This is a genomic window from Pseudomonas sp. B21-056 (assembly GCF_026016325.1).
Taxonomy (GTDB): domain Bacteria; phylum Pseudomonadota; class Gammaproteobacteria; order Pseudomonadales; family Pseudomonadaceae; genus Aquipseudomonas.
The window spans coordinates 4,008,584-4,034,469 of sequence record NZ_CP087203.1 but is presented as its reverse complement, the minus strand read 5'-3'; the positions used below and the strand labels follow the sequence as shown (position 1 = coordinate 4,034,469).

At 61.4% G+C, this 25,886-nt stretch carries 20 protein-coding genes and 1 pseudogene; 13 read left to right on the top strand and 8 right to left on the bottom strand.

Translation table 11 applies throughout. The features are described from left to right. The first annotated feature begins 168 nt into the window (after positions 1-168). The 7 genes and pseudogenes from LOY67_RS16865 to LOY67_RS16840 all read left to right on the top strand — a co-directional run bounded on the left by LOY67_RS16865 (position 169) and on the right by LOY67_RS16840 (position 10,241). Positions 169-1,305 (top strand): glycerate kinase, encoded by a 1,137-nt coding sequence (locus tag LOY67_RS16865; protein WP_265063571.1) that lies wholly within the window; start codon positions 169-171, stop codon positions 1,303-1,305. 158 nt (positions 1,306-1,463) lie between these two features. After that, positions 1,464-2,231 (top strand): annotated as a pseudogene (locus LOY67_RS28605) (MCP four helix bundle domain-containing protein); the annotation flags it as partial. After that, positions 2,226-3,089, top strand: coding sequence for a methyl-accepting chemotaxis protein (locus tag LOY67_RS28600; RefSeq protein ID WP_413776221.1), 864 nt, complete (start codon positions 2,226-2,228; stop codon positions 3,087-3,089). The pseudogene LOY67_RS28605 and the gene LOY67_RS28600, both read left to right, overlap by 6 nt. A 42-nt stretch (positions 3,090-3,131) precedes the next feature. Further along, on the top strand, positions 3,132-4,322 hold the full coding sequence (locus tag LOY67_RS16855) for a pyridoxal phosphate-dependent aminotransferase (RefSeq protein WP_265063569.1): 1,191 nt from the start codon (positions 3,132-3,134) through the stop codon (positions 4,320-4,322). A gap of 110 nt (positions 4,323-4,432) precedes the next feature. Beyond that, the gene (locus tag LOY67_RS16850) at positions 4,433-5,269 is read left to right on the top strand and encodes a hypothetical protein (RefSeq protein WP_265063568.1); all 837 of its coding nucleotides are present in this window, start codon (positions 4,433-4,435) and stop codon (positions 5,267-5,269) included. Between the two features lie 141 nt (positions 5,270-5,410). Continuing rightward, the gene (locus LOY67_RS16845; protein ID WP_265063567.1) at positions 5,411-7,534 is read left to right on the top strand and encodes a hypothetical protein; all 2,124 of its coding nucleotides are present in this window, start codon (positions 5,411-5,413) and stop codon (positions 7,532-7,534) included. A gap of 247 nt (positions 7,535-7,781) precedes the next feature. Beyond that, a complete protein-coding gene (locus tag LOY67_RS16840; protein WP_265063566.1) occupies positions 7,782-10,241 on the top strand; it encodes an autotransporter outer membrane beta-barrel domain-containing protein in 2,460 nt (819 codons plus the stop codon). 48 nt (positions 10,242-10,289) lie between these two features. On the opposite strand, the gene LOY67_RS16835 is transcribed toward LOY67_RS16840, so the two are convergent. The 3 genes from LOY67_RS16835 to LOY67_RS16825 all read right to left on the bottom strand — a co-directional run bounded on the left by LOY67_RS16835 (position 10,290) and on the right by LOY67_RS16825 (position 15,202). Further along, positions 10,290-10,751 (bottom strand): hypothetical protein, encoded by a 462-nt coding sequence (locus LOY67_RS16835; protein WP_265063565.1) that lies wholly within the window; start codon positions 10,749-10,751, stop codon positions 10,290-10,292. A gap of 192 nt (positions 10,752-10,943) precedes the next feature. Further along, positions 10,944-14,030, bottom strand: a complete 3,087-nt coding sequence (locus tag LOY67_RS16830; protein ID WP_265063564.1) for an efflux RND transporter permease subunit — start codon at positions 14,028-14,030, stop codon at positions 10,944-10,946. 14 nt (positions 14,031-14,044) lie between these two features. Continuing rightward, complete coding sequence (locus LOY67_RS16825; protein ID WP_265063563.1) at positions 14,045-15,202, bottom strand: efflux RND transporter periplasmic adaptor subunit; 1,158 nt, start codon at positions 15,200-15,202, stop codon at positions 14,045-14,047. 274 nt (positions 15,203-15,476) lie between these two features. Here LOY67_RS16825 and LOY67_RS16820 point away from each other — a divergent pair, with 274 nt between their 5' ends. Together LOY67_RS16820 and LOY67_RS16815 are read left to right on the top strand one after the other, a co-directional pair. Beyond that, positions 15,477-16,178 (top strand): response regulator transcription factor, encoded by a 702-nt coding sequence (locus LOY67_RS16820; RefSeq protein WP_024777367.1) that lies wholly within the window; start codon positions 15,477-15,479, stop codon positions 16,176-16,178. Between the two features lie 4 nt (positions 16,179-16,182). Beyond that, positions 16,183-17,496: an ATP-binding protein gene (locus tag LOY67_RS16815; RefSeq protein WP_265063562.1), complete on the top strand. Its 1,314-nt coding sequence runs from the start codon at positions 16,183-16,185 to the stop codon at positions 17,494-17,496. A 107-nt stretch (positions 17,497-17,603) separates the two neighbouring features. Here the strand turns inward: LOY67_RS16815 and LOY67_RS16810 are convergent, their stop codons facing one another. Further along, positions 17,604-18,245 carry a DUF1345 domain-containing protein gene (locus tag LOY67_RS16810; RefSeq protein WP_265063561.1) on the bottom strand — a complete coding sequence of 214 codons (642 nt, stop codon included), beginning with the start codon at positions 18,243-18,245 and terminating at the stop codon, positions 17,604-17,606. Between the two features lie 4 nt (positions 18,246-18,249). Next, positions 18,250-18,879: a bifunctional nicotinamidase/pyrazinamidase gene (gene pncA, locus LOY67_RS16805; RefSeq protein WP_265063560.1), complete on the bottom strand. Its 630-nt coding sequence runs from the start codon at positions 18,877-18,879 to the stop codon at positions 18,250-18,252. A gap of 354 nt (positions 18,880-19,233) precedes the next feature. On the opposite strand from pncA, the gene LOY67_RS16800 reads away from it, so the two are divergent. Both LOY67_RS16800 and LOY67_RS16795 read left to right on the top strand, forming a co-directional pair. Then, positions 19,234-21,312: a putative bifunctional diguanylate cyclase/phosphodiesterase gene (locus LOY67_RS16800; RefSeq protein ID WP_265063559.1), complete on the top strand. Its 2,079-nt coding sequence runs from the start codon at positions 19,234-19,236 to the stop codon at positions 21,310-21,312. Positions 21,313-21,642: 330 nt separating this feature from the next. Then, the gene (locus LOY67_RS16795; RefSeq protein ID WP_265063558.1) at positions 21,643-21,951 is read left to right on the top strand and encodes an RcnB family protein; all 309 of its coding nucleotides are present in this window, start codon (positions 21,643-21,645) and stop codon (positions 21,949-21,951) included. A 4-nt stretch (positions 21,952-21,955) separates the two neighbouring features. Here the strand turns inward: LOY67_RS16795 and LOY67_RS16790 are convergent, their stop codons facing one another. Together LOY67_RS16790 and LOY67_RS16785 are read right to left on the bottom strand one after the other, a co-directional pair. After that, positions 21,956-22,279, bottom strand: a complete 324-nt coding sequence (locus tag LOY67_RS16790; protein WP_265063557.1) for a protealysin inhibitor emfourin — start codon at positions 22,277-22,279, stop codon at positions 21,956-21,958. Continuing rightward, entirely contained in the window at positions 22,279-23,340 is a 1,062-nt protein-coding gene (locus tag LOY67_RS16785; RefSeq protein WP_265063556.1) for a M4 family metallopeptidase, read from the bottom strand. The genes LOY67_RS16790 and LOY67_RS16785 overlap by 1 nt, the downstream gene beginning before the upstream one ends. Before the next feature lie 155 nt (positions 23,341-23,495). On the opposite strand from LOY67_RS16785, the gene LOY67_RS16780 reads away from it, so the two are divergent. Next, entirely contained in the window at positions 23,496-23,837 is a 342-nt protein-coding gene (locus LOY67_RS16780; RefSeq protein ID WP_265063555.1) for an FKBP-type peptidyl-prolyl cis-trans isomerase, read from the top strand. Between the two features lie 6 nt (positions 23,838-23,843). Here LOY67_RS16780 and LOY67_RS16775 read toward each other — a convergent pair whose 3' ends face one another. Then, positions 23,844-24,965: a cytochrome P450 gene (locus LOY67_RS16775; protein WP_265063554.1), complete on the bottom strand. Its 1,122-nt coding sequence runs from the start codon at positions 24,963-24,965 to the stop codon at positions 23,844-23,846. Positions 24,966-25,044: 79 nt separating this feature from the next. On the opposite strand from LOY67_RS16775, the gene LOY67_RS16770 reads away from it, so the two are divergent. Next, positions 25,045-25,800, top strand: a complete 756-nt coding sequence (locus tag LOY67_RS16770) for an ArsR/SmtB family transcription factor (protein WP_265063553.1) — start codon at positions 25,045-25,047, stop codon at positions 25,798-25,800. Positions 25,801-25,886 lie beyond the last annotated feature (86 nt).

Below are 25,886 nucleotides of genomic sequence, written 5' to 3'. Positions count from 1 at the left end.
GACTGACACACCGCTATCGCGAGCAGGCTCGCTCCCACAATGGATCTTGGGTGTACGCACCGATATTTGTGAATCTGAACAATAATCCCCAGTGTCTTTTGTGCAGCAGACCGGCGCTACGTCTGCCGTCAGCTGGCAGCATGCCAAGCATCGGAACCGGAGACCAAAATGAAAATAATCATCGCCCCCGACTCGTTCAAGGACAGCCTCAGCGCCCAGGGCGTAGCCGATGCCATCGCCGCAGGGCTGGCCCAGGTCTGGCCGGATGCGCAGTTGATCAAATGCCCGATGGCCGATGGCGGCGAGGGGACGGTGGCGTCGGTACTGGCCGCGTGCAATGGCGAGTGGCGCCATACTTGGGTGCTGGGGCCCTTGGGTACAGCGGTCGAGGCGCGTTGGGGCTGGTTGCCCGACAGCCGCACGGCAATCATCGAAATGGCCGAGGCCAGTGGCTTGCAGTTGGTGCCGCCGGGGCAACGCGATGCCTGTTCCAGCAGCACCTACGGCACCGGCGAGTTGATTCGTGCGGCCCTGGATGAAGGGGCCGGGCGGGTGATCCTGGCGATCGGCGGCAGCGCCACCAACGATGCCGGCGCGGGTGCCATGCAGGCACTGGGCGTGACACTGCTGGATGAACAGGAACAACCGCTGCCATCTGGTGGCCTGGCGTTGGCAAAACTGTCGCGCGTCGACCTGAGTGGCCTGGATCCGCGCCTGGCCGGCGTGAGCTTCGAGATTGCCGCCGATGTCGACAATCCCCTTTGCGGGCCCCATGGCGCTTCAGTGGTTTTCGGTCCCCAGAAAGGCGCATCCCCAGGGCAGGTGCAGCAATTGGATCAAGCCCTGGCGCACTTCGCCGCACAGTGCGCCCAGGCGTTGGGCAACGATGTAAGAGACGAACCGGGCAGCGGCGCCGCCGGTGGCCTGGGGTTCGCGGCCAAGGCGTTCCTGGGTGCGAAGTTTCGGACCGGGGTGGACGTTGTCGCCCAACTGACTGGCCTGGCCGATGTGATCGAGGGCGCCGACCTGGTGATTACCGGGGAAGGCCGCTTCGATGCCCAGACCCTGCGTGGCAAGACGCCCTTTGGCGTGGCCCGTATCGCACGTCGTCACGGTGTACCGGTGGTGGTCATCGCCGGCACGCTGGGGGAGGGTTACCAGGCGCTGTATGAGCACGGTATCGATGCAGCCTTCGCCTTGGTCAGCGGGCCGATGACGCTGCAAGAGGCCTGCGCCGATGCACCGCGCCTGTTGAGCGAGCGAGCTCGGGATATCGCCCGGCTCTGGCAGGTCGCTGCCCGGTAATCGGCCACGAATTTTTGACACATCATGAAATATATTTTATCGGCGCCCTAAAAGAAGGCTGAAGCCCAGCCGATAACGGGGTCAGGCGTTCCCATAACTCTTTCAATCGATACGCTGACCGGCATGGATGCTCGACCCCATCACCCCGAGGTCCTTCCATGTCGTTACGCAGCCTGAATATCGCTCCCCGTGCCTTTCTCGGCTTTGCCTTCATTGCCCTACTGGTGATCGCCCTCGGCGTATTCGCCGCCAATCGCATGTCCGTTATCCGCCAGGCCTCGATTGACATGGAGCAGACCCAGGTCCCCAGTGTCGGCTACCTCGCCAACGTACTGGAAAACGTGCTGCGCATGCGCATTCTCTCGTTCCGGATCCTGGTCAACCGGGACCCGACCAGCCTCGCAGAGTCCGAAACCCGCATCGGGGCGCTGGTGGAGAAACTCCACAAGGCCAACAACAGCTACGCCAAGCTGCCCTCCACTGCGGAAGAGACCGAGCTCTACAAGACCTTTTCGGCAACCCTCGACAAGTACCTGCAAGCCCAGAAGGAGATGCTGGAGCTGTCGCGCCAGGACAAGGTCGACCAGCTGCGCTCCCACATCAATACGCGTATCAAGGAAGGTACCGACCTGATGGGCGAGCAGCTCAACAAGCTCATCGCGATCAACGTGTCCGGTGCCACTGACGCATCGGCCAAGGCGGGCGAGCACTATGACAGCGCCATGACCGGCATCATCGTCGTCTCGGTCGCTGCCGCGCTGGCTACCGTGGTGCTGGCATTGCTGCTGACTCGCAGCATCGTCACGCCGCTCAATCGTGCACTGGAAGCGGCGTGGGTCATCGCCGGTGGCAACCTGGTCAAGGCCATCGAGGTCGATGGCAAGGATGAGCCTGCTCGTCTGCTCCAGGCCTTGGCCGACATGCAAGGCAGCCTGCGCAAGACCATCGAGCAGATCGCCGGTTCCGCCACGCAATTGGGCGCGGCCGCCGAGGAACTGAGCGCAGTGACCCAGGAATCCTCCCGTGGCCTGCAACGCCAGCACAATGAAATCGAACAGGCCGCGACCGCCGTCAACGAGATGACCGCTGCCGTGGAAGAGGTCGCCCGCAACGCCGTGTCGACCTCCGAAGCTTCGAACCAGTCGACCCAGGCCGCACAGGAAGGTCGCAGCCGGGTGGTGGAAACCGTCGAGGCGATCCAGACCATGACCCACGACGTGCAAGCCACCGCCAACATGGTCGAGGGCCTGGCCGTCCAGGGGCGCGACATCGGCAAGGTGCTGGACGTGATCCGCGCCATCGCCGAACAGACCAACCTGCTGGCGCTCAACGCCGCCATCGAAGCGGCTCGCGCGGGCGAGGCCGGACGCGGTTTCGCCGTGGTGGCCGATGAAGTCCGGGCCCTGGCCCATCGCACCGCACAGTCGACCCAGGAAATCGAAAAAATGGTCGCCGGCATCCAGAACGGCACCGGCGAGGCGGTGCAATCGATGCAGCAGAGCAACCAGCGGACCCAGAGCACCCTGGAACTGGCCCGCGCCGCCGGCGTCGCCCTGGAGCAGATCACCCAGTCGATCCACCAGATCAACGAACGCAACCTGGTCATCGCCAGCGCTTCGGAAGAACAGGCCCAGGTGTCCCGCGAAGTGGACCGCAACCTGGTGAATATCCGCGACCTGGCGACGCAATCGGCCTCGGGCGCGCAGCAGACCAGCGATGCGACCCACGAACTGTCGCGCCTGGCGGTGGGCTTGAATGCGATGGTGGCGCGGTTTGTGATTTGAGATAGGGTTGAGGCTGGACACCGCATAAACCAGGAGCCGTACATGCGCTATTCAGCCTTGACCCAACGCATCACCGGTGAAGGTGCCGCCGCATGGCAGATCCACGACCGGGCACTGGCCATGCGTGAGCAGGGCATGGACGTATTGTTGCTGTCGGTGGGCGATCCGGATTTCGACACGCCGCGGGCCATCGTCGACGCCGCCGTGGACAGTCTGCGGGCCGGGGATACCCATTATTCCGACGTTCGCGGCATCCACGGTTTGCGCGCCAGCATCGCGGGCCGCCATCGTCGGCGTTGCGGCCAGTCGGTCGGGGCAGGACACGTCACGGTACTGCCGGGCGCACAGTGCGCGGTGTACGCGGTTGCGCAATGCCTGCTCAACCCCGGCGACGAAGTCATCGTTGCCGAGCCCATGTACGTCACCTACGAAGCCGTGTTCGGCGCCTGCGGGGCGAAAGTGCAGCCGGTACCGGTACGCCCGGAAAATGCGTTTCGGGTCGAGCCGGCCGACGTGGCCCGCCTGATCACCCCGCACACCCGGGCCCTGCTGCTCAACAGCCCCAACAACCCCTCCGGGGCCAGCCTGCCATTGCCCACCTGGCAGGCGCTGGCGCAACTGTGCGTGGAGTATGACCTGTGGCTGATCAGTGACGAGGTCTACAGCGACCTGCTGTACGAAGGCGAGCACATCAGCCCGGCCGGCCTTCCGGGCATGGCCGAACGCACCGCGACCATCAACAGTCTGTCCAAATCCCACGCCATGACCGGTTGGCGCATCGGCTGGGTCATCGGCCCCGAGCCGCTGGCCGAACACCTGGCGAACCTGTCGTTGTGCATGCTGTTCGGCCTGCCGGACTTTGTGCAGCGGGCGGCCCAGGTTGCGCTGGAGGAGGAGCTGCCTGAAGTGACGTACATGCGTGACGAGTATCGCCAGCGTCGGGATTTGGTGTGCGCCATGCTCGATGACTGCCCGGGGCTCACGCCCATTCGGCCTGACGGTGGCATGTTCGTGATGGTGGACGTGCGCCGGACGGGGCTCGCTGCCCAGGCGTTTGCCGAGCGGCTGCTGGATGGGTATGGCGTGTCGGTGCTGGCGGGTGAGGCGTTCGGGCCGAGTGCGGCGGGGCATATTCGGATCGGTTTAGTGCTTGGGCAATCGCAACTCGAAGAAGCCTGTCGTCGGATTACCCGGTGCGCAGCGGACTCACTGGAACAGTTGTCGCAAGAGTGATTGCCCCGACGAACGGGCCTAAGACCTGTCAGATCTGACAGTAGGCGCATCCGGGATATCCACGTCTAATTCCTCCAGGCCCTTTGAAGGTTCGGTCTGGAGAATGGAGCATGGCCTGGTCAGATAAAAACAGTAGGAGTAGCGGTGTTCTGGCAGTGCCTTTGACGGTCGAAGGCGTCGGCACAAGTGGCATGCTCCCGCCCGAGGCCGCCGTAGTGGGGGCCAAACTGTTGATTCCCCTGTGGGTGGACCCTTCGACTCAACCCGGCAATAGCGATCTGTTGGAAATCTGGGTGCTCCAGCCAGGCGATCAGGAGGAAGTGCTTTTCTACAGCACTTATTTTCCTGTGCCCGTACAGACTCCCCCCGTCATTACTTTGCCGCCGCAATACCTTCAGCGTGATGGAATCATTCGCTTGAAGTATCGGGTCACTGCCGGAGATACCGGCAACCCGGACACATCGATCCCTCAAAGTTTCACTGTCAATCGCGCGCCACCGGAGAACCTTGAGGCGCCGACGTTTCCGAGTGCCACGTTATGGGGCTATCTCAACTGCGATAGCCAGCCAAAGTTGTGGGAGCGCGTAGTGGTGCATGTGCCTGCACAACCGGGGCGGTTCGAGATGGGCGACAACTGCGCACTGGATTGGGAAGGATTCAACAGCCTGAATGGTACAGCGCCGATCGCGGATACGTCGCTGCGACTGACCAAGTTATTAACGCAAGAAGAAGCTTCGTCTGGGCAAGGGTTCGATTTTGTATTGGAGAGCGATAAATATGAACAACATATAAAACCGATGGAACGGAATGCGTCGGCCACGGCCACTTACACGCTCTATCGAAATGGAGTCGGATTAGGGAAGTCCGCTCTGGGCCTGGTAAAGATTGATCGAATTATTCCGGGTCAAACCGTTCCTTGTGGTCCAAGTGGTGTGTCAGGGGGGTAGTCCGCTGAGGCGGATTACGTTATTGAGTGGCGAAAGTTGCAAGACATCAATGCCAGGCGCCTGTGACCTGCCATCGTGCGGTCCTTCATCGGGTCATGACGTTGATTGTTCAATGATTAACTCATCGGTGGAGTCATCAAAATGAATATGCAGGTAAGGTCGGGTGGTGTGTTTGCTGAAGAGCCGGTAATTGTCGATATATTACCGGATGACCGGCTCACTTATAAACAGCTCAAGGAAGACCGGAGTATCAAGGTGCGGTTGACGGGCATCGTTGACCAAGGGCCCGAAAGCGGCATCTTAGTAGAACTCCATGTGTTTCCAGAAGGTGTTGATATTGTCCCAGGCGATCCCTCGTATGTGGTCGATACAAAGCTCAAGGCTGATCAGCCCACAGGTGATTGGGTATTTCCGGTAGAGTTCGATTTGGACACCAATGCCTTGAATCTGGAAGATGTATATGACTCGGCTGGTGAGTACAACGCCTATAATTTTGCTTTTGTTGTCTACGATCTTCCTGGGAACATTGATACCTCGACTTACACCCCCGTCCTGGTTGATTTGACCGCACCCTACCAGCGTCAGCCAGGCACGGGCAATGGCACGGGCACGAGACCAACGCTATTGACCCTGGGCGCCACGGTCCCTGCCATTGTTGACGACGCCTGGCTGAGCGATCCGGCCAATGCCGGAGGATTGAGCCTGACTATTCCCCACGCCTATCAAAAGTTCGAAGCGGATAACGACAAGGTCAATTTCTATATTTCAACTCAGACGACTTTTTCCTTGATGCAAGGAGAACCCCCCGCTTTTACAGGTCCGGTGCCAGCCACGGGTATTATCAATATTCCGTTGGCTTTTCTGCAGGCGCTCAACGAAGGGACCTATTATTACTCTTACAATCTCACTGACCTGCCCGGGAATATCAGCAATAACTCTAACATCACGTTGCTGTTCCAACGGGTCAGGACGCCGGCACCGATACTCCATCCTCCAAAGATCCCGGTGACCAATGGAGGTCAATTACCTATCAACTTCTCGATGGTGACGGAGCCTCCCGACACGCGGGTCATTATGGAAATCGATATTCCAGACAATGCACTTCCGGGTGACCGCATCATTCCCTACCTCTATTCAATAGAAGACGGACCAATAGGCTTACCTGAAGACACTGTTCCGCCTGTCGGCACCCCTGGACCCTTGAGGTTCGAATTGGACTATTCAACGTTGGCAACGTTGTTTGGAGATGCCAACAAGGAGGATGAGACAGAGTTGGAATACTGGTATGAACTGGAGCGCTCCACCCTTTCACCCAATCCGGTTTCGAGCCGCGAGTTCGCTGTCATCGACTTCTCCTACGCCGGACCTGAGCAGCCTAATCTGCCCGATCCAGAGAACCCCAATATTGATCCCGTGGTGGTACAGGGTGCAGGTACTCCGCAACCTGCTCCAAACATTTTGGGACCGGACCAGGCAGGGCTGGCGGCGACCATGAACTGGCCGGTGTGGATCGACGCCAGTCGACCCGTGACCGGACGTGAAATCGTCAAATTCTACTATCAGGGCAAACAGGTGGGGGCGCCGGTACCGGTGCGGGTGGGCGACACGACCGTCCGTACCGAGCTGCCATGGGCAACGATCCTGGCGGAGGGGAACGGCTCTACAGCAGGGGGGGACGCCAGGGAGGCCTATATCACCATCGAATACCCGGGCGGTAACCTGATGAAACAGCAGGTCACGACCAAGGTCGATGTGACGGCCATCGTGATCGACTTGCCTGCACCGCAAATTGTGATCTCGGCGTTCAGAAGCAGCACAGGAGCGCTGGTACCGGAACGGATCGCCAACCTCATCAACTGCCCTAGCCTCAATCATCCGCAGGTGGCTGATGGCCCCATGCCCCCCTATGCGCCACGCAACCTGCGCATCCGGATCCGGCGTGATGCCAATATCCCCACCGGTGCCACGGTCGATCTGGAATTCGAGGGGCGAGTGACCAATACACCTGGCGGCGTTGTGATCCCCAACACACTCATCACTGCTTCGGCGCCGATGCCTGCGACGGGGGATCTGGAGTTCAGGCTGACGGATTACGCAAAAATCCGTGAAATCCAATTGCCAAAAAACGGTACGCAACGGCCGGCTGTTCGATACGCGCGTATTGCCTATACGGTCAATGGTATCGAATCGGAAGTTATCGTTGGGGTACAGCTACTGAACTCCAGCCTGGTTTATTGCGACGAGGAACGTCCTGAGACACCGTAACTTATCTTCAGATGGACTAGTTAAGGGCGATGGTATGAGTCGTCCTTAACTATTGAAATAGCCTTTCATACATTCAGTTGTAGAACTCTCACGACGAAACAGGAAAAGTCCTACGTATTTACGGATATGTCCTACATAAGGCTGGATGGGTAAACCGTAGTCTGGCGGCCGCTTTTTATTCCGGCTCTGACATATCTGTGAGTCGGAGACTTGTTCCTAACGGAATGTCATTGAGCAGGACTCACTTATGTTGTCTAGATCCGTATTTCTCTTTCGTAGAACCTCACTCAGTCTGTCGGTCATGTTGTGCATACCGTTGCTGACAAACCCATTATCGGCTCAGGCCGGCGTCGTTCCCGGTGGGCAAAGCGAAACCATTGACGCCAATACCCCAGTGGAAACATGGAGCGTTGGACCCGGAGCGACACTGATTGGCACGGGCGCCACGACGCTCGGCATCGCCAGCACCAACGGCGGCGTGGTCAACCTGACCAACTCGACGGTGAACTCCGCCGGAGGAGGCGGAATCAGCCAAGGAATTTTCCTCACGAATGCCAGTGCCACCCTGGCCAACTCCACGGTGACCAGTACCACGGGCATCGGCATATCTGCCGTACGTGACATCAACAGTGCTGGCGGCTCCAGGGTGACGTTGAGTAACAACAGTACCGTGCGAGGGCTGTTGGGTGGGATCGCCGGCAACCGCTTCAGTGAGCTGAGCCTCCAGAACTCCACTGTTGAGGGCACGGGCGCCAACAGTTTTGGCATCCGTATGCTGGAAAGTACGCTGACGGCCAGCGGCAGCACGATCAAAGGTGGCCTGAACGGGATAACCGTGGGCACCGATACGGGCCCGACAACGGTCATTCCTACCTCCATCGTGCTGGATGGGACGAGGGTGGAGGGCGTCACCGGTTCGGCCATTGTCGTGGGCATCAACGCGCCGAATTTTCCGACCGTGGCCAACATTGAAGTGCGTAACGGTTCCAGCCTGGTTGGCGGTAACGGTAACTTGCTTGAGGTTCGCAACGGTGCTACGGCCGGTTTGCTGGTCGACAACAGTCAACTGACGGGCAATATCGTGGTGGATGCTGGCGGTTCCGGCAACGTCACCCTGCAGAATGCGGCCTCGTTGACCGGTGACATGCAGAACGTCACCAATGCGACACTCAACAATCAGGCGCGTATGACCGGCAATGTGCTGGGCGCCGCCAGTGTGGTGATCAACAACGCGTCCACGCTCACGGGTAACCTGCAGGATGTTGCCAGCGTATCGATCAACAACCAGAGCGTGATGGTCGGTGATGTGACAGGCGCTGCCAACAGTGTTTCCAGCCTGACATTGGACAACGGTGCCAGCCTGACCGGAAAGGTGAGCAACGTCTCCAATTTCGCCATCAGCAACCAGGCTCTGTGGCAGATGACCGACAGCCAGTCGGTGAGCAATCTCACGCTCAACAGCGGCGGTACGGTTCGATTGGGGGGTAATCAGGAATACTTCCAGTTGGACGTGGCCAACCTGTCGGGTAGTGGCCGGTTCGAGATCGGTACCGATTTCAATCAGGGCATCAGCGACCTTCTGAATATCACCGGCAGCGCAACCGGCAATCATCAACTGTTGGTCGCCAGCTCGGGGCTCGATCCGGTCAACGATGCGTCGATCAAGGTGGTCCAGAGTGTCGCTTCCGGCGCCCAATACGACCTCGTCAATGATCGGGTGGACGTCGGGGCGTATACCTATCGCCTGGTGAAGAACGGCGATGATTGGTACCTGCAACCCGATAAGGATGTCATCAGCACACCGACCCGTTCGGTCCTCGCCATCTTCGGTACTGCACCTACTGTCATTTACGGAGAGATGGCGTTGTTGAACAACCGAATGGGCGATCTTCGTGTCAACGGCGGGCAAACAGGTGGATGGATTCGCTCCTTCGGCAGCCGATACAGCATCACCAACAAGGCTTACGGCAACGGCTACAGCCAGAACCAGCACGGCATTTCCATGGGCGTCGATACCCCGGTCGAAATCGCGGGTGAGCGGGTACTGCTGGGGGCATTCGCCGGCTACAGCAAGTCGAACCTTGACTTGAGTCGTGGCAGTTCAGGGGAGATCGACAGCACGTCTATCGGTATGTACGGCACCTGGCTGGGTGACAGCGGTTACTATCTGGATACCGTCGCCAAGCTCAACCACTTCCGCAACGATGCCAAAGTGACGATGAGTGATGGAGCCAAGACCAAGGGTGGCTATAACAACCTGGGGGCCAGTGCGTCCGTTGAGTTTGGCAAGCACATCGACATCAAAGATGGCTACTACGTGGAGCCGTTCACGCAATGGCAAGTAGCGACGGTACAGGGGAAGGATTTCAACCTGGACAATGGGTTGAAGGCTGACGCCGACACAACGCGTTCCATGCTTGGCAAGGTGGGCGTGACAGTGGGGCGAGGCATGACCCTGGACGACGGCAGTGTACTGCAACCGCATATTCGCACGGCGGTGGTTCAGGAATTTGCCAAGCACAACGAAGTTCAAGTCAACAATAACAAGTTCAACAACGACCTTTCCGGTACCCGCTTCGAAGTGGCCGCGGGTGCCTCCTGGACATTGAGTGATCGTTGGCAGGTCCATGCTGAACTGGACACCAGCAAAGGTGACAATCTGACCAAGGACTTCGGTTTCAATTTCGGTGCGCATTACACGTTCTGAATAATAGAAGGGAAGCTTTGGCTTCCCTTTTTATATCGCCAGAGCGGATTACCTGGCCTTGAGCACTTGGAACTGGCCCTTCAGGATGAAGGTTTCTCCATCGGTATCCGGCAGCTCGAGATCGACATTGAATTTGCCTTTGATATTTCCCTCCGGAGCCGGTACCAGATCAATTGTCCCTGAAATACCTTCATAGATAGTCTGGTCGGATTCTCTGAGGCTGAAACTAACATCATCGCGTGTTTTCAGCTCATAGCTGCCGGGTTCATAATCGGCCGGAATGCTGATAATGAGTTCACGCTTGGATGTAATCGATGCCCTTGTCTGTTTTTCCTCCCGATCAACTGCCGTAATCACTACGGTTTCTGTTTGTTTGACTCCCGCTTTTTTCTTTTCAATCAGTCGCGAAGTGGCAGCAAACTCAGGGAACTCCTTGCCATGGTTTGAGAAAGCTGACGCAGTGACATAATTGCCTTTGGCAAAACTCAATTGGTTGATGACAGCATTCATGGATTCGATCTCCGTGCTGGAATTGAGATATCCAGCGACTCTGTGAGCCGTGATTCTGGATGAACCATGAAAGCCCTTGGGCCAGGGCTTGTAAACTGTCACCTATAACAGTTTACAAGCTGCTGTTTTTGTGGATTTGTCTCACGCATGACGCCGCATCGCGCATTCTTCCAGGTGTGCAACGAAGGTCTTTTATGGTTTGCGCACCAGCCTCATCACCCCGACAAAAAACACCGGCACAAACACCACCGCCAACGTCGCGCTGATCATCCCGCCAATCACCCCGGTCCCGATGGCCTGCTGGCTCGCCGAACTGGCCCCGGTGGCGATTGCCAGGGGCACCACTCCAAGAATGAACGCCAGGGAGGTCATGATGATCGGCCGCAGACGCAGGCGTGCAGCCTGGAGGGTGGCGTCGATCAGGTCATGGCCTTCGTCGTACAGGCTCTTGGCGAACTCGATGATCAGGATCGCGTTCTTCGCCGACAGGCCGATGATGGTCACTAGCCCGACCTTGAAGAACACATCGTTGGGCATGCCGCGCAACGACACCGCCAGCACCGCGCCGAGTACCCCCAGCGGCACCACCAGCAGCACCGACGTCGGAATCGACCAGCTCTCGTACAGCGCCGCCAGGCACAGGAACACCACCAGCAGGGACAGGCCGAGCAGGATCGGTGCCTGGCTGCCGGACAGGCGTTCCTGCAAGGACAGGCCGGTCCATTCCTGGCCCAGTCCCGTCGGGCCCTGGGCCACCAGCCGTTCGATTTCCGCCATGGCCTGGCCGGTGCTGTAGCCCGGTGCCGGTTCGCCGGAAATGCTGATGGCCGGATAGCCGTTGTAGCGGGTCAGTTGCGTCGGGCCTTGGGTCCATTTGGCCTGGACGAAGGCCGACAACGGCACCATTTTCCCGGCATCGTTGCGCACATGGATCTTCAGCAGATCGGCCACCTGGCTGCGCTGGTCGCCCTCGGCCTGGACCACCACCCGCTGCATCCGCCCCTGGTTGGGGAAATCGTTGATATAGCTTGAACCCACGGCGGTTGCCAGCACGTTGCCGACGTCGGCGAAGGACACCCCCAGGGCATTGGCCTGCTTGCGGTCGACTTCCAGTTGCACTTGCGGTGCTTCGGCCAGGGCGCTTTCACGCACATTGATCAGCAGCGGGCTCTTTTCAGCGGCGGCGAGCAATTCGTCGCGGGCCTGCATCAGCGTCGCGTGGCCGAGGCCGCCGCGATCCTGCAGGCGGAACTCGAAGCCGCTGGAGGTGCCCAGGCCATCCACCGGTGGCGGCAGTACGGCGAAGGCCATGGCGTCCTTGATCCCACTGAAGGCCTGGTTGGCGCGCTCGGCAATGGCGCTGGCCGAGTCGTCGTTGCCACGGTCCGACCAGTCCTTGAGCGTGGTGAAGGCCAGCGCCGCGTTCTGCCCACTGCCGGAGAAGCTGAAACCCAGGATCACCGTGCTGTCACCCACTCCCGGTTCACCGGCGTTATGGGCTTCGATCTGCTCGACCACCCGCACCGTGCGGTTCTTGCTCGCGCCGGGTGGCAACTGGATGTCGGTGATGGTGTAGCCCTGGTCTTCCACCGGCAGGAACGAGGAGGGCAGGCGACTGAACAGCAGGCCCATGCCCACCAGCAGCACACCGTAGATCAACAGGTAGCGCCCGGTGCGCTTGAGGGCATAGGCGACCCAGCCTTGATAACGCTCGCCCAATTGATCGAAGCGGCGATTGAACCAGCCGAAGAAACCGCCCTTGGCGTGATGTTCGCCCGGGCCGATGGGCTTGAGTAAGGTTGCGCACAGCGCCGGCGTCAGGCTCAGGGCGAGGAACGCCGAGAACAGGATCGACGTGGCCATGGACAGCGAGAACTGCCGATAGATGACCCCTACTGAACCTTGCATAAACGCCATCGGAATGAACACCGCCACCAGCACCAGGGTGATGCCGATGATGGCGCCGGTGATCTGCCGCATCGCCTTGCGCGTCGCTTCCTTGGGCGACAGGCCTTCGCTGGCCATGATCCGTTCGACGTTCTCCACCACGACGATGGCGTCATCCACCAGGATGCCGATGGCCAGCACCATGCCGAACATGGTCAGCACATTGATGGAGAAGCCCAGGGCGAGCATGGTGGCGAATGTGCCCATCAGCGCCACCGGCACCACCAGGGTCGGGATCAGGGTATAGCGGATGTTCTGCAGGAACAGGAACATCACGGCGAACACCAGCAGCATGGCTTCACCGAGGGTGTAGATCACTTTGGTGATGGACACCTTGACGAATGGCGAGGTGTCGTAGGGGATCTTGTATTCCACGCCAGCCGGGAAGTAGCGCGCCAGTTCGTCCATCTTCGCCCGCACCAGGGTCGCTGTGCTCAGGGCATTGGCCCCCGGTGACAGTTGCACGCCGACGGCCGTGGACGGCTTGCCGTTGAGCCGCGTGGAAAACTGATATTCCTGGCTGCCGACTTCCACCCGCGCCACATCGCCGATGCGTACGGTGGAGCCGTCGGGATTGGCCTTGAGCACGATGTCGGCGAACTCTTGCGGTGTCGACAACTGACCCTTGACCAGGATGGTCGCGGTGATTTCCTGGGTGCCGCGGCTCGGCAAGTCGCCAATGCTGCCCGCTGAAACCTGGGCGTTCTGGGCCTGGACGGCGGCGTTCACGTCGGCCGGGGTCAGGTTGAAGCCGAGCAGTTTCTGCGGGTCGATCCAGATCCGCATCGCCCGTTCGGCGCCGTACAACTGCGCCTTGCCGACACCGTCCAGACGCTTGATCTCATTCATCACGTTGCGTGCCAGGTAGTCGCTGAGGGCGACGTCGTCGAGCTTGCCGTCACTGGACGTAAGGGTGATCAGCAGCAGGAAACCGGCCGAGACCTTATCCACCTGCAAGCCTTGTTGGGTGACCGCCTGGGGCAGGCGCGATTCCACCGCCTTGAGGCGATTCTGCACGTCGACCTGAGCCAGCTCCGGGTTGGTGCCAGGCTTGAACGTCGCGGTGATGGTGGCGCTGCCCAGGCTGCTCTGGGAGCCGAAGTACAGCAGGTTGTCGGTGCCGTTGAGTTCTTCCTCGATCAGGCTGACGACGCTCTGGTCCACGCTTTGCGCCGAGGCGCCGGGGTAGGTGGCGGAAATCTCGATTTGCGGTGGCGCGACATCAGGGTACTGCGCCACCGGCAATTGCGGGATCGCCAGCACACCGGCCAACAGGATGAACAGCGCGACCACCCAGGCGAACACCGGGCGGTCGATAAAGAACTGCGGCATGGGAAACGTCCTGCTTACTGACCAGCTGCCTGGGCAAGTGGAAGAGGGGAGTTGTCGATCTGGACTTTTTCACCGGGGCGGGCATGTTGCAGGCCTTCGACGACGATGCGGTCGCCGGGCTTCAGGCCGTGGGTGACGATCCAGCGGTTGTCCTGCACGCCGCCCAGCTCCACCGGTTGCAGGCTGACTTGCAGCTCGGCGTCGACCAGCAACACCTGGGCTGTGCCTGCGCTGTCACGCTGGATGGCCCGTTGCGGCACGCTGATGCCCTGGCGGTCGAAGGCCTGCTCCAGGCGCACGCGCACGAAGCTGCCGGGCAACAGGTCGAGGTCGGGATTGGGGAATTCGCTGCGCAGGGTGATCTGGCCGGTGCCCGGGTCGACGCTGATGTCGGTGAACAACAGCTTGCCCGGCAGCGGATAGAGGCTGCCGTCGTCCTGGATCAGCGTGGCCTTGGCCTGGTCCTGGCCGACCTGCTGCAACTGGCCGGAACGCAGGGCCCGGCGCAGTTCGTTGAGTTCGCGGGTCGATTGGGTGAGGTCGGCGTGGATCGGGTTGAGCTGCTGGATAAGGGCCAGCGGCGTGGTTTCGTTCTGACCGACCAGCGCGCCCTCGGTCACCAGCGCCCGACCGATGCGTCCGGCAATCGGCGCGGTGACCGTGGCATAACCCAGGTTCAACCGGGCCCGCTCCACGGCGGCCTTATTGGCGGCGACATCGGCGGCGGTCTGGCGGGCGGCGGCGCGGGCGTTGTCGTAGTCCTGGGCGCTGATGGCATTGTCCTCGATCAACCGGGCGTAGCGCTGTTCCTGCAAGCGGGCCTGGAACGCGTTGGCCTCGGCCTTGCGCAACGCCGCTTCGGCGCTGTCCAGGTCGGCCTTGAACGGCGCCGGGTCGATGCGGAACAGCACGTCGCCCTTTTTCACATCGCTGCCTTCGCGGTAGACCCGCTGCAACACCACGCCAGGCACCCGCGCGCGGACTTCGGCGATGCGCGGCGCGGCGATACGCCCGCTCAACTCGCTGCTGATGGACAGCGGCCGGGCTTCGACGGTTTCGATGGCAACGGTAGGGCGCGGCGCTTCGTCCGTGGGCGCCGAGGCGTTGTCGCAGGCGCTCAACGACAGTACCCCGAGCAACAGGCCCAGGATGGAGAAAGAGTTCTTTGGCATGGTGCTTTCCCAATGATCAACCTCGCCATGCTATGGCTGGCGGTTGGGCGAAGCGGTAAAGCTTTGTAGGGGGTGTGTGAAATTGTGTAAGGGGTTTGCTCGTGGGTGGGTGAGGGCGTATATCCTTGGCAGCTTGAGATTTTCTGCGCCTGGCAGGGCCTCATCGCGAGCAGGCTCGCTCCCACATTGGTTTTGTGTCGCAGCAAGACCCTGTGGGAGCGAGCTTGCTCGCGATAGCGGTACGACAGGCGCCACAGCACTTTCTGGAAGACCCATGCCCAACATCCTCCTGGTCGAAGACGACACCGCCCTCTCTGAGCTGATCGCCAGTTACCTGGAACGCAACGGCTATCAGGTCAGCGTGCTCAGCCGTGGCGATCATGTGCGCGAGCGGGCGCGGGTCGATCCGCCGGACCTGGTGATCCTCGACCTGATGCTGCCGGGGCTGGACGGCTTGCAGGTCTGCCGCTTGCTGCGGGCCGACTCGGCGACCTTGCCGATCCTGATGCTGACCGCCCGGGACGACAGTCACGACCAGGTGCTGGGCCTGGAAATGGGCGCCGACGACTACGTCACCAAGCCGTGCGAGCCGCGGGTGTTGCTGGCGCGGGTGCGGACCTTGCTGCGGCGCAGCAGCCTCAGCGAGCCGCAGACAGCCAACGACCGCATCCTCATGGGCAACCTGTGCATCGATTTGTCCGAACGCACCGTGACCTGGCGCGGGCAAGCGGTGGAATTGTCCAGCGGCGAATACAACCTGCTGGTGGTGCTGGCCCGTCATTCCGGCGAAGTGCTGAGCCGCGACCAGATCCTGCAGCGCCTGCGCGGCATCGAGTTCAACGGCACCGACCGCTCGGTGGACGTGGCGATTTCCAAGCTGCGCCGCAAGTTCGACGACAACGCCGGCGAAGCCCGCAAGATCAAGACGGTGTGGGGCAAGGGCTATCTGTTCAGTCGCTCCGAGTGGGAGTGCTGAGTCGATGTGGAAGCTGTTGATCCGTCTTTACCTGGTCACCATCGTGTCCTACAGCGCCGCGATCTACCTGATGCCGGAGCTGGTGATCCGACTGTTCCATGAGCGGTTCGTGAGCTACAACCTCGATCATTCCCGTGGCTTGCAAACCCTCATGACCCAGCAGTTCCATGCCGTGCCGAGCGAGCAATGGCCGGCGCTGGCGGCACAGATGGACAAGGCGTTCGAACCGCTGCACATCCAACTGGCCGCCATCGATGACGCGGATTTCAGCGCCGATGAACAGGCCCGTCTCAAGCGTGGCGAGAATGTGGTGCGCCTCGGCGACTGGGCCTGGCGAACCCTGGCGGTGGCGCCGCTGGATGAGCGCACGGTGGTCAAGATGATCGTTCCCCCTGACCCGGCCGACGTCAATTGGTTGTACTGGAGCATCAACGTGTTGATCGGCGCGACGATGCTGGCGTGCCTGTTGCTCTGGCTGCGGCCGCACTGGCGTGATCTGGAGCGCCTCAGAAGCACCGCTGAGCGTTTCGGTAAAGGCCACTTGAGCGAGCGCACGCAGATCGCTTCCAGTTCGAACATCGGTAGCCTGGCCCACGTGTTCGACACCATGGCCAGCGATATCGAGAGTCTGCTCAACCAGCAGCGAGACCTGCTCAACGCCGTCTCCCATGAGCTGCGCACGCCCTTGACCCGGCTCGACTTCGGCCTGGCCCTTGCGCTGTCCGACGACCTGCCACCGGCCAGCCGCGAGCGCCTGCAAGGGCTGGTGGCGCACATTCGCGAACTGGACGAGTTGGTGCTGGAACTGCTCTCCTACAGCCGGTTGCAGAACCCCGAGCGTCTGCCGGAGCGAGTCGAAGTGCCACTGGACGAATTCATCGACAGCATCCTGGGCAGCGTCGACGAGGATCTGGCGGCGCCGGACGTGGTGATCGACGTGCTCTTGCATGGAGCGCTGGAGCGTTTTGTGCTCGACCCACGCCTGACCGCCCGGGCACTGCAGAACCTGTTGCGCAATGCCATGCGCTACTGCGAGAAACGGATCCAGGTCGGTGTGCGGGTGGGCGACGAGGGCTGTGAGATCTGGGTTGACGACGACGGTATCGGCATTCCCGACAGCGAGCGCGAGCGGGTGTTCGAGCCGTTCTACCGCCTGGACCGCAGCCGCGACCGCGCCACGGGCGGCTTCGGCCTGGGCCTGGCCATCAGCCGCCGCGCCCTGGAAGCCCAGGGCGGCACCCTGACCGCCGAACTCTCACCGCTGGGCGGCGCCCGCTTCAGGTTGTGGCTGCCCGACACCACTCACCCCGCCCCGTAGGAGCTGTCGAGTGCAACGAGGCTGCGATCTTTCCACTACCAGTTGAATCTCAAGCGAAAGATCAAAAGATCGCAGCCTTCGGCAGCTCCTACAGCCGAGTCGATTCATCACCCAAACAACCCCGCCGCAATATTGATCGAGAACCCGAGAATCGCCGTGTTGAACACGAACCCGATCAACGACTGCGCCAGCACGATCTTGCGCAACTGCCGCGTGGCAACGCCCACGTCCGACGTCTGTACTGCCACGCCGATGGTGAACGAGAAATACAGGAAGTCCCAATAATTGGGCGTGGTCAGCCCTTCGGCAAACCGCAGCGCCGGTTCCTTGCCGTCCCAGGTGTAATACAACCGCGCGTAATGCACGCTGAAGATCATCCCGATCAGCAACCATGAACCGATCACCGTGAGCGCGGTGAAGCCGTAATGCATCAGCTTGCCCGCGGTTTGCAGGTCGCGGCTGCCGGCCAGTTCGAAGGTGATGGTCGCCAGGCTGGCTAATGCCGCGATGCAGACCACCAGCAGGACCAGCCCGGCATTTTCGTCTTCGATTTCGGCGATGCGCCTGACGTCGGGGGCCTTGGCCCGTACGGTCAGCCAGAACATCAGCGCCAGGTACGTCCAGACGCCGATATTCCAGCCGATCAGGATTTTGCCGATGACCGAATCCGCGGGAACCAGAAGCCCCGCCATCAGGCCAAGGGCCGTTGCGCCGGAAAGGCGTGGGTGGGTGCGGGCGAGGAAGGGCACCGGGTCAGGCCGTCATGGCGCTGGACTGGATCAATTCCACGCCTGCTGCCTGCATTCGTCGGATCGCTGCTTCCATCGAGCCGTCGATATCGATTCCCCGGCACGCGTCGAGCACCACGAACGCGTTGAAGCCAGCGGTGCGGGCGTCCAGGGCGGTGAACATCACGCAGAAATCCAGGGCCAGACCCACCACGTAGACGGTGTCGATGCCGCGTTCCTTGAGGTAGCCCGCCAGCCCGGTGGGCGTCCGGCGGTCGGCCTCCATGAAGGCCGAATAACTGTCGATATCCGGGTTGCAGCCTTTGCGGATGATCAATTGGGCGTGGGGCAGCTCCAGTGCCGGGTGCAGCGCCGCGCCCTGGGTGCCTTGTATGCAGTGGTCGGGCCACAGCGTTTGTTCGCCGTAGGGTAACGGGGTGGTGTCGAAGGGTTGCTTGCCAGGGTGGCTGGACGCAAACGAGGCGTGCCCGGCCGGGTGCCAGTCCTGGGCGAGGATGACCTGATTGAATGAGCGGCCCAAGCGGTTGATCAGCGACACGATCTCGTCGCCTCCCGGCACGGCCAGCGGGCCGCCGGGGATGAAGTCGTTTTGGACGTCTATCACCAGTAATGCAGTGGTTGTGGCGCGGGTCATTGCGGCGTTCTCCTTGAAGTCGTGTGCAAGCTTAGCCGAACCGGATCGGATCCAGTGTCGTTGCAGGCGCTAACTGCATCATGGCGATCCCATTGTGGGAACGGGCTTGCTCGCGAAGGCGGCCTTACAGCCGACCTGACTCTTTCGGGTGTACTCCGATCCAACTGTGGGAGCGAGCCTGCCCGCGAAATGAGGGCACCGCCACAATGATCTCCATGCAACGCAAGGTGTCTTTCGTCGTAAATATCCCAGGCTGATGGCTTTTTGATACTTCCCTGCGACACGATTGGGTACAATCCCGACCTCAACCGGGCATGGAGGCAGTTCGGCGTTTCAGCTACGAGAAAACTCCCCATGCTCATCGGCAGTTATTCCCCCGCCCTTGTTTTGATTTCCCTATTGGTTGCGGTACTGGCGTCCTACACCGCGTTGGACTTGGCCGGGCGTATCGCTACCACCCGTGGTCGCGCAGCTCACCTCTGGATGACCGGTGGTGCGCTGGCGATGGGGGTGGGGATCTGGTCCATGCACTTCATCGGCATGCTGGCTTTCACCCTGCCGGTGGAGCTTGGCTACGACGTGTCGATTACCGCGTTGTCGTTGCTGATCGCCATTCTTTCCAGCGGCTTCGCCCTATGGCTGGTCAGCCAGCCACGTCTGCCTGCCTGGCAGTTGGCTTTCGGCGCGCTGATCATGGGTGCCGGCATCAGCGCCATGCATTACACCGGCATGGCGGCGCTGCGGATGCAGCCGGGGATCGATTATGACCCGACGCTGTTCGGCGCTTCGCTGGTGATTGCAGTGGCGGCCTCGGCCGCGGCGTTGTGGATTGCCTTCCGCCTGCGCCAGAACAGTCCGCACGTGCGATTGGCCCGTGCCGGTGCCGCGGTGATCATGGGCATCGCCATTGTCGGCATGCATTACACCGGCATGGCCGGAGCGCAGTTCAGGGAGGGCAGCTTCTGTGGTTCCCTCGACGGCCTGAGCGGCAAAGGCCTGGACAATGTGGTGCTGATCACGACGTTGGCGGTGCTGGCGATTGCCTTGCTCACGTCGATCCTCGATGCACGTCTTGAGGCCCGTACCGCAGAATTGGCCCAATCGTTGACTTTGGCGAACCGGGAGCTGACTCAACTGGCCCTGCACGACCCCCTCACCGGATTGCCCAACCGGGTGCTGCTGGCCGACCGCATCGATCAGGCCATGCACCGGGTACAGGAGCAGGGTGGCTGCTTTGCCTTGATGTTCATCGACCTGGACGGCTTCAAGCCGGTCAACGACGCCTTTGGTCATCACATGGGTGATTTGCTGTTGCGGGACGTGGCCCTGCGCCTGCGCGAAGACTTGCGAAGCCAGGACACCCTGGCGCGGATCGGCGGTGATGAATTCGTGCTGCTGGTGCAACTGGCCGAGCCTGACGATGCCTTGCGGCTGGCGGCGCGCCAGGTCGGGTTGATCGGCCGCACGTTCCGGGTCACCGAGCATGACCTGCAGATTTCCGCCAGCGTCGGCATCGCGCTGTTCCCGGGCAATGGCCTGAGCGCCGAAGAATTGCTGATGAACGCCGACGCGGCGATGTACCACGCCAAAGGTGCCGGCAAGAACGGCTACAGCTTTTTCGATGCCTCGATGAACAGCAATGCCCGCAAGCAATTGCAGTTGCTGCAGGATCTGCGCCTCGCCGTCGAGCAGCGGCAGTTCAGCTTGCATTACCAACCCAAGTTCGACGCGGCCAACGGTCGTCCGGTTGGCGCCGAGGCGTTGCTGCGCTGGCACCATCCGACCCAGGGCCTGTTGATGCCCGACACCTTCATCGACCTGGCGGAAAAGACCGGGCTGATCATTCCCATCGGCGATTGGGTGCTGAACGAGGCCTGTCGCCAGATGCGTGAATGGTACGTGCTCGGCTATACCGATTGGCGCATCGCGGTGAACCTCTCGGCCTTGCAGTTCTGCCACACCGGGCTGGTGCAAAGCGTGGCCAAGGCGCTGGAGACCCATCATCTGCAGCCCAACAGTTTGACCCTGGAAATCACCGAAACCACCGCCATGAGCGACGCGGATGCCAGCATGACAGTGCTGCAGCAGCTTTCGGACATGGGCGTGGACCTGTCCATCGACGACTTCGGCACCGGCTATTCGAGCCTGATGTACCTCAAGCGCCTGCCGGCCAACGAGCTGAAGATCGATCGCGGCTTCGTGCGGGACCTGGAGCACGACAGCGACGACGCCGCCATCGTCTCGGCCATCGTCGCCCTCGGCCAGGCCCTTGGCCTGCGGATCGTCGCCGAAGGGGTGGAAACCGATGTGCAACAGGACTTCCTGACCCAACTGGGCTGCGACTCGCTGCAAGGCTATCTGCTGGGTCATCCGCTGCCGGCTGATCGGTTCCTGCAAAACATCCGCAAGGCACCACGCTTGGTGGTGGTCTGAAACAGCGTCCCCTGTGGGAGCGAGCCTGCTCGCGATAGCGGTGGGTCAGTTGCGGGTGATGTTGGCTGTGCCGCCGTCATCGCGAGCAGGCTAGCTCCCACACGGGTTCCGGGACGACCACAAGACTCAGACCCACCGCCACTCCCTTGTGGGAGTGAGCCTGCTCGCGATAGCGGTGGGTCGGTTGCAGATGATGTCGAATGTGCCGCTGCCATCGCGAGCAGGCTCGCTCCCACAGGTTTTGTGCATCCGGTGGGTCGCTACAGTAAAGGGAATGATTCGCCGCCATTGAAGTCGGAGATTCAGTACCCTGATAACTGGAGTTTTTCTATGCGCAAACCAACCCTGATCGCCAGCCTGGTCCTGATCGCCGGCCTCGGAGCCCTTGGGCCTGTTGCGCAAGCGGTCGAGAAAACCGGAGATGCCTTGGAGCATTCGCCGAGCAATGGCCGCAGGCTGGTGGAGAACGACCGGGTACCCGCGGATTACCAGCGCACGGACAGAGCCATGAAAGACTGGAAACAGAAGAAGCTCGAACAGCCGACAAACGACCAGCAATGGGTGCATATCGACGACAAGTACCTGCTGATCGAAACCGTGTCCGGCGCGATCGTCAAGATCGTTCCGGCCACGCGTTAGGCCTTCAGAGTATTTCGCCCTTGTCCCACAGATGAACCAGCTCGCCGGGTGCCCGGTCCTCGGGCACTTGCAGCACCATTTCATCGTCCTGGTCGTTGGCGCGATAGCGCACTTCGATCTGGAAGAAGCGTTGATCGCCCCGGCCCGAGGTGGAGGAGGTCAGCGGCAGGCAACCCTCCAGGACCGAACAGATACGCGTGCGCTGGTCGAGGTCGCATTGGGCGAATTCGATCTCCCGCGGGCGGGTCAGGGCATGGATGGCTGCCACGCCGCCCTGGCGTGACAGGCGGACCACGGCGTTATCGTCAAGGTCTGGAAGGGTTTTCATCAGCTCTCCTCGGTCAGGTTGACGCCGACCTGGGCCCAGCCGTCCTGCACTGCGCGTACCTCCCGTTCGCCGAAACGCCGGCGGGCATGCTCGACGGTCAGGTGGGCGAAGGCACTGAAGGTCGCGTCGTTGGCCAGGTTCCTGTCGCACAGGGTTTCATACCAGATCCGGCCGGCCTTTTCCCAGGCAAATCCGCCCAGGGCAGTGGCTATCAGATAAAAGGCACGGTTGGGAATACCGGAGTTGATGTGCACACCGCCGTTGTCTTCACGGGTGATGACGAACTGGCGCATGTGAGCGGGCTGCGGGTCCTTGCCCAACAGCGGGTCGTCGTAGGCGGTGCCGGGATTGGCCATGCTGCGCAGGCCGTCGCCGTTGATCTTGTCGGTGAGCAGGTCGGCGCCGATCAGCCAATCGGCCTGGTCGGCCGTCTGTTCGAGGACGAACTGCTTGACCAGCACGCCGAACACATCGGAGATGGACTCGTTCAGGGCCCCGGATTGATTGGCATAGATCAGCCCGGCTTCGCTTTCGGTGACACCATGGGCCAGTTCGTGGGCCACCACATCCAGGGAGCGGGTGAAACGCTGGAAGATTTCCCCATCACCGTCGCCGAAGACCATCTGCGCGCCGTTCCAGAAGGCGTTTTCGTAGCCCTCGCCATAATGCACGCTGCCGACCAGGGCAAAGCCTTTGTTGTCGATGGAGTCGCGGCCCAGGACCTTCCAGAAAAAATCGTAGGTGGCACCCAGGGCGTCATAGGCCTCGTCCACGGCCGCATCGCCACTGGCCGGCTGGCCCTCGAGGCGTATGGGCTGGCCGGGCAGATCCATTCTGTTCTGGGCGTCGTGCACGCTGCGCTGTGGGTGTCCGGCCTTGCCCGGCTTGGGCAGCACGGCCGCGGCGGGTGGGTTGTTGGGCGGGCCGGGGTTGTGCCGCAGGTTGCGCACATGGGTCAGGGTGCCGAGGGCACTGGAGCGTTGTTGTTCGGAGCCGTGGGCGATGATGCGATTGAGGATATAGGGTGGGATGAAACCGTGGAGCGGGCGAGAGTCGATCATCAGAACATCCTTATCTGAATACAGGGTCGATACCCATGTGAACCAAAGCGGGCGTTGCGGTTCCCTCCTGCTTGCGGGATTCATCTGTAGGCTATCTGTTGCCAGGCGCGCCGATTTCTGCGAAAACCCGCGCCTGGAATCACACGGGAATGCCCATGAACGAAGAACTGCAAATCATCGACCTGCAACAGGGCGACGGTAAAAGCGTAGTCAAAGGCGCGCTGATTACCACTCAATACCGCGGCACCCTCGAGGACGGCACCGAGTTCGATTCGTCCTACAGTCGCGGCAAACCCTTCCAGTGTGTGATCGGCACCGGGCGCGTCATCAAGGGGTGGGACCTGGGCCTGATGGGCATGAAAGTCGGCGGCAAGCGCAAGCTGCTTGTGCCGGCGCACCTGGCTTACGGCGAGCGATCCATGGGCGCCCACATCAAGTCCAACGCCAATCTCATCTTTGAAATCGAACTGCTGGAAGTGCTGACCCGGGACGATTGATGGGCGCTAATGGCCTGGCCGATCGCTGAATATCGGGATGCGTCCGTTGAGCGAAGGGCGGTAGCGCCAGGTCAGACGATCCCATCGCGGTTCGCGTTCAAGCATCATCTCCAACGTGGCGTGGGCGATGCTCAGCGCCAGGGTTTGCCCGGGACATTCATGGCGGCCGATGCCAAAGCTGAAACTGCGGCGGTTGGGGCGATCCAGCAACAGGACGTCCGGTTGCGGGTTGAGCAGTGGATCACGGTTGGCCGAGGCCAGCAGCACCAGGATCACATCACCGCTGTTCAGCGTCGCGCCGAGGATTTCGCAGGGGGCGGCGACGAAGCGGCGGGTGTTTTGCACGCCAGGGTCGAAGCGCTGGACTTCGGCCAGCAACGGGCTGATCTGCGTGGGATCGGCCATGACTGCCCGGCGCAATGCCGGATCGCGGATCAGCGCCAGCAACGCGTTGCCGATCAAGCCCGCCGTGGCTTCATAGGTTTGCGAAAGCAGGCCGATCAGGTTGGCGATCAGACTGTCCGGGTCGGCTTCCAAACCCTGGCAAATGCGCGCCAGCAAAGGGCTGTCCGGCGCTTCAATGCGTTCCCGGATCAGTGTTTGCAGTTGCCCGGTGGCCCGGTGCGCCGCGTCCAACTGCGCGGTTTGACTCAAGGGCGACAGGCAGGCGACGAAATCCCCCGTCAGTTCACTGATCAGATGACTTTCCGCCGGACTGAAGCCGAGCAGCGCCGCTATCACGCTGGCCGGTCCGATGAATTGCCCGTGATGCAGGTCCTCGGCGCCTTCATTGAATCGTGCCCTGACCAGTGCTTTTACCTGTTGCGGGTCGATGTCCTGCAGCGCCGGAGCAATCGCCGACCGGGGGCAGCGCTGGCGCTCGCCTTCGTTCATGCGCATCAGGCGTCCGAATACCCGACCGGCAGGGCCATCGGCAATCGCTTTGGGCACGGGTTCGTGGGCCGGGCGCACATGGCAATCGGCGTGACGCAGCACGGCGCACGCCGCTTCGGCGCTGCTGGCGATCCACAGCTTCAGTTGCGGATCGAAAACCAGCCCGCCACCGGCTCGCAGGCTGGCGTAGTAAGGGTAGGGGTCGGAGTGGGTCGCGGCGGTGATCGGGTCCATGCAGCGCTGCCTTGTGCGTGGAGAAAGTGTTGCTACTATCTCCCGTTGACCCATGGCTTGATTCGTCCGGGAGCGAAATATGAGCGCAGAACACTCTGATCTTGGCGTGTCCCAGGTGGCTGCGGCGATTGCCGAACCGGCGCGTACCCGGATGCTCTGTTCGTTGATGGACGGTCATGCCCGCACCAGTACGGAGTTGGCGAGCATCGCCGAGGTCAGCGCTTCCACCGCCAGCGCCCACCTGGCGAAGCTCAAGGACCTGGCTCTGGTGCGCCTGCATGTCCAGGGACGCCATCGCTACTACAGCCTGGCAGACAAACGTGTCGCCCAGGCCCTCGAAGCGCTGATGGTGATTGGCCAGAAACCCGCGCCGGCATTCGTGTCGCGCACGCCGGATCGCCTGCAATTCGCCCGCACCTGCTACGACCACATGGCCGGCACCCTGGCGGTGCGGTTGCATGACCGCATGCTCGACGCCGGATGGCTGCTGGAGGTGGAAGGGCAGGATTATCGGCTGAGCGAATCCGGCAAGACGTTGTTCGAGACGCTGGGCATTGACGTCCAGGCCCTGGCCAGTGAGCGACGCCGATTCGCCTGCCCTTGCCTGGATTGGAGCATGCGTCGGCCGCATCTGGGCGGTGCATTGGGGGCGGCGTTGCTGCAACTGGCGATCAAGCGTCAGTGGGTGACCCAGGATCTGGACAGCCGGGCATTGGCGGTGACGGCCAAGGGGCGTCGGGAGATGGTGGGGCGATTGGGTGTCAGTGCAGAAAGGGATGTTGAACCCGCTGGCGCTATCGCGAGCAGGCTCGCTCCCACCGTAGAGTTGCGTTGAACGCAAGCCTGATGAACAACCGGGAGCCTGCTCGCGATGGGCCCGTAGGAGCTGTCGAGCAAAGCGAGGCTGCGATCTCTCCCCTC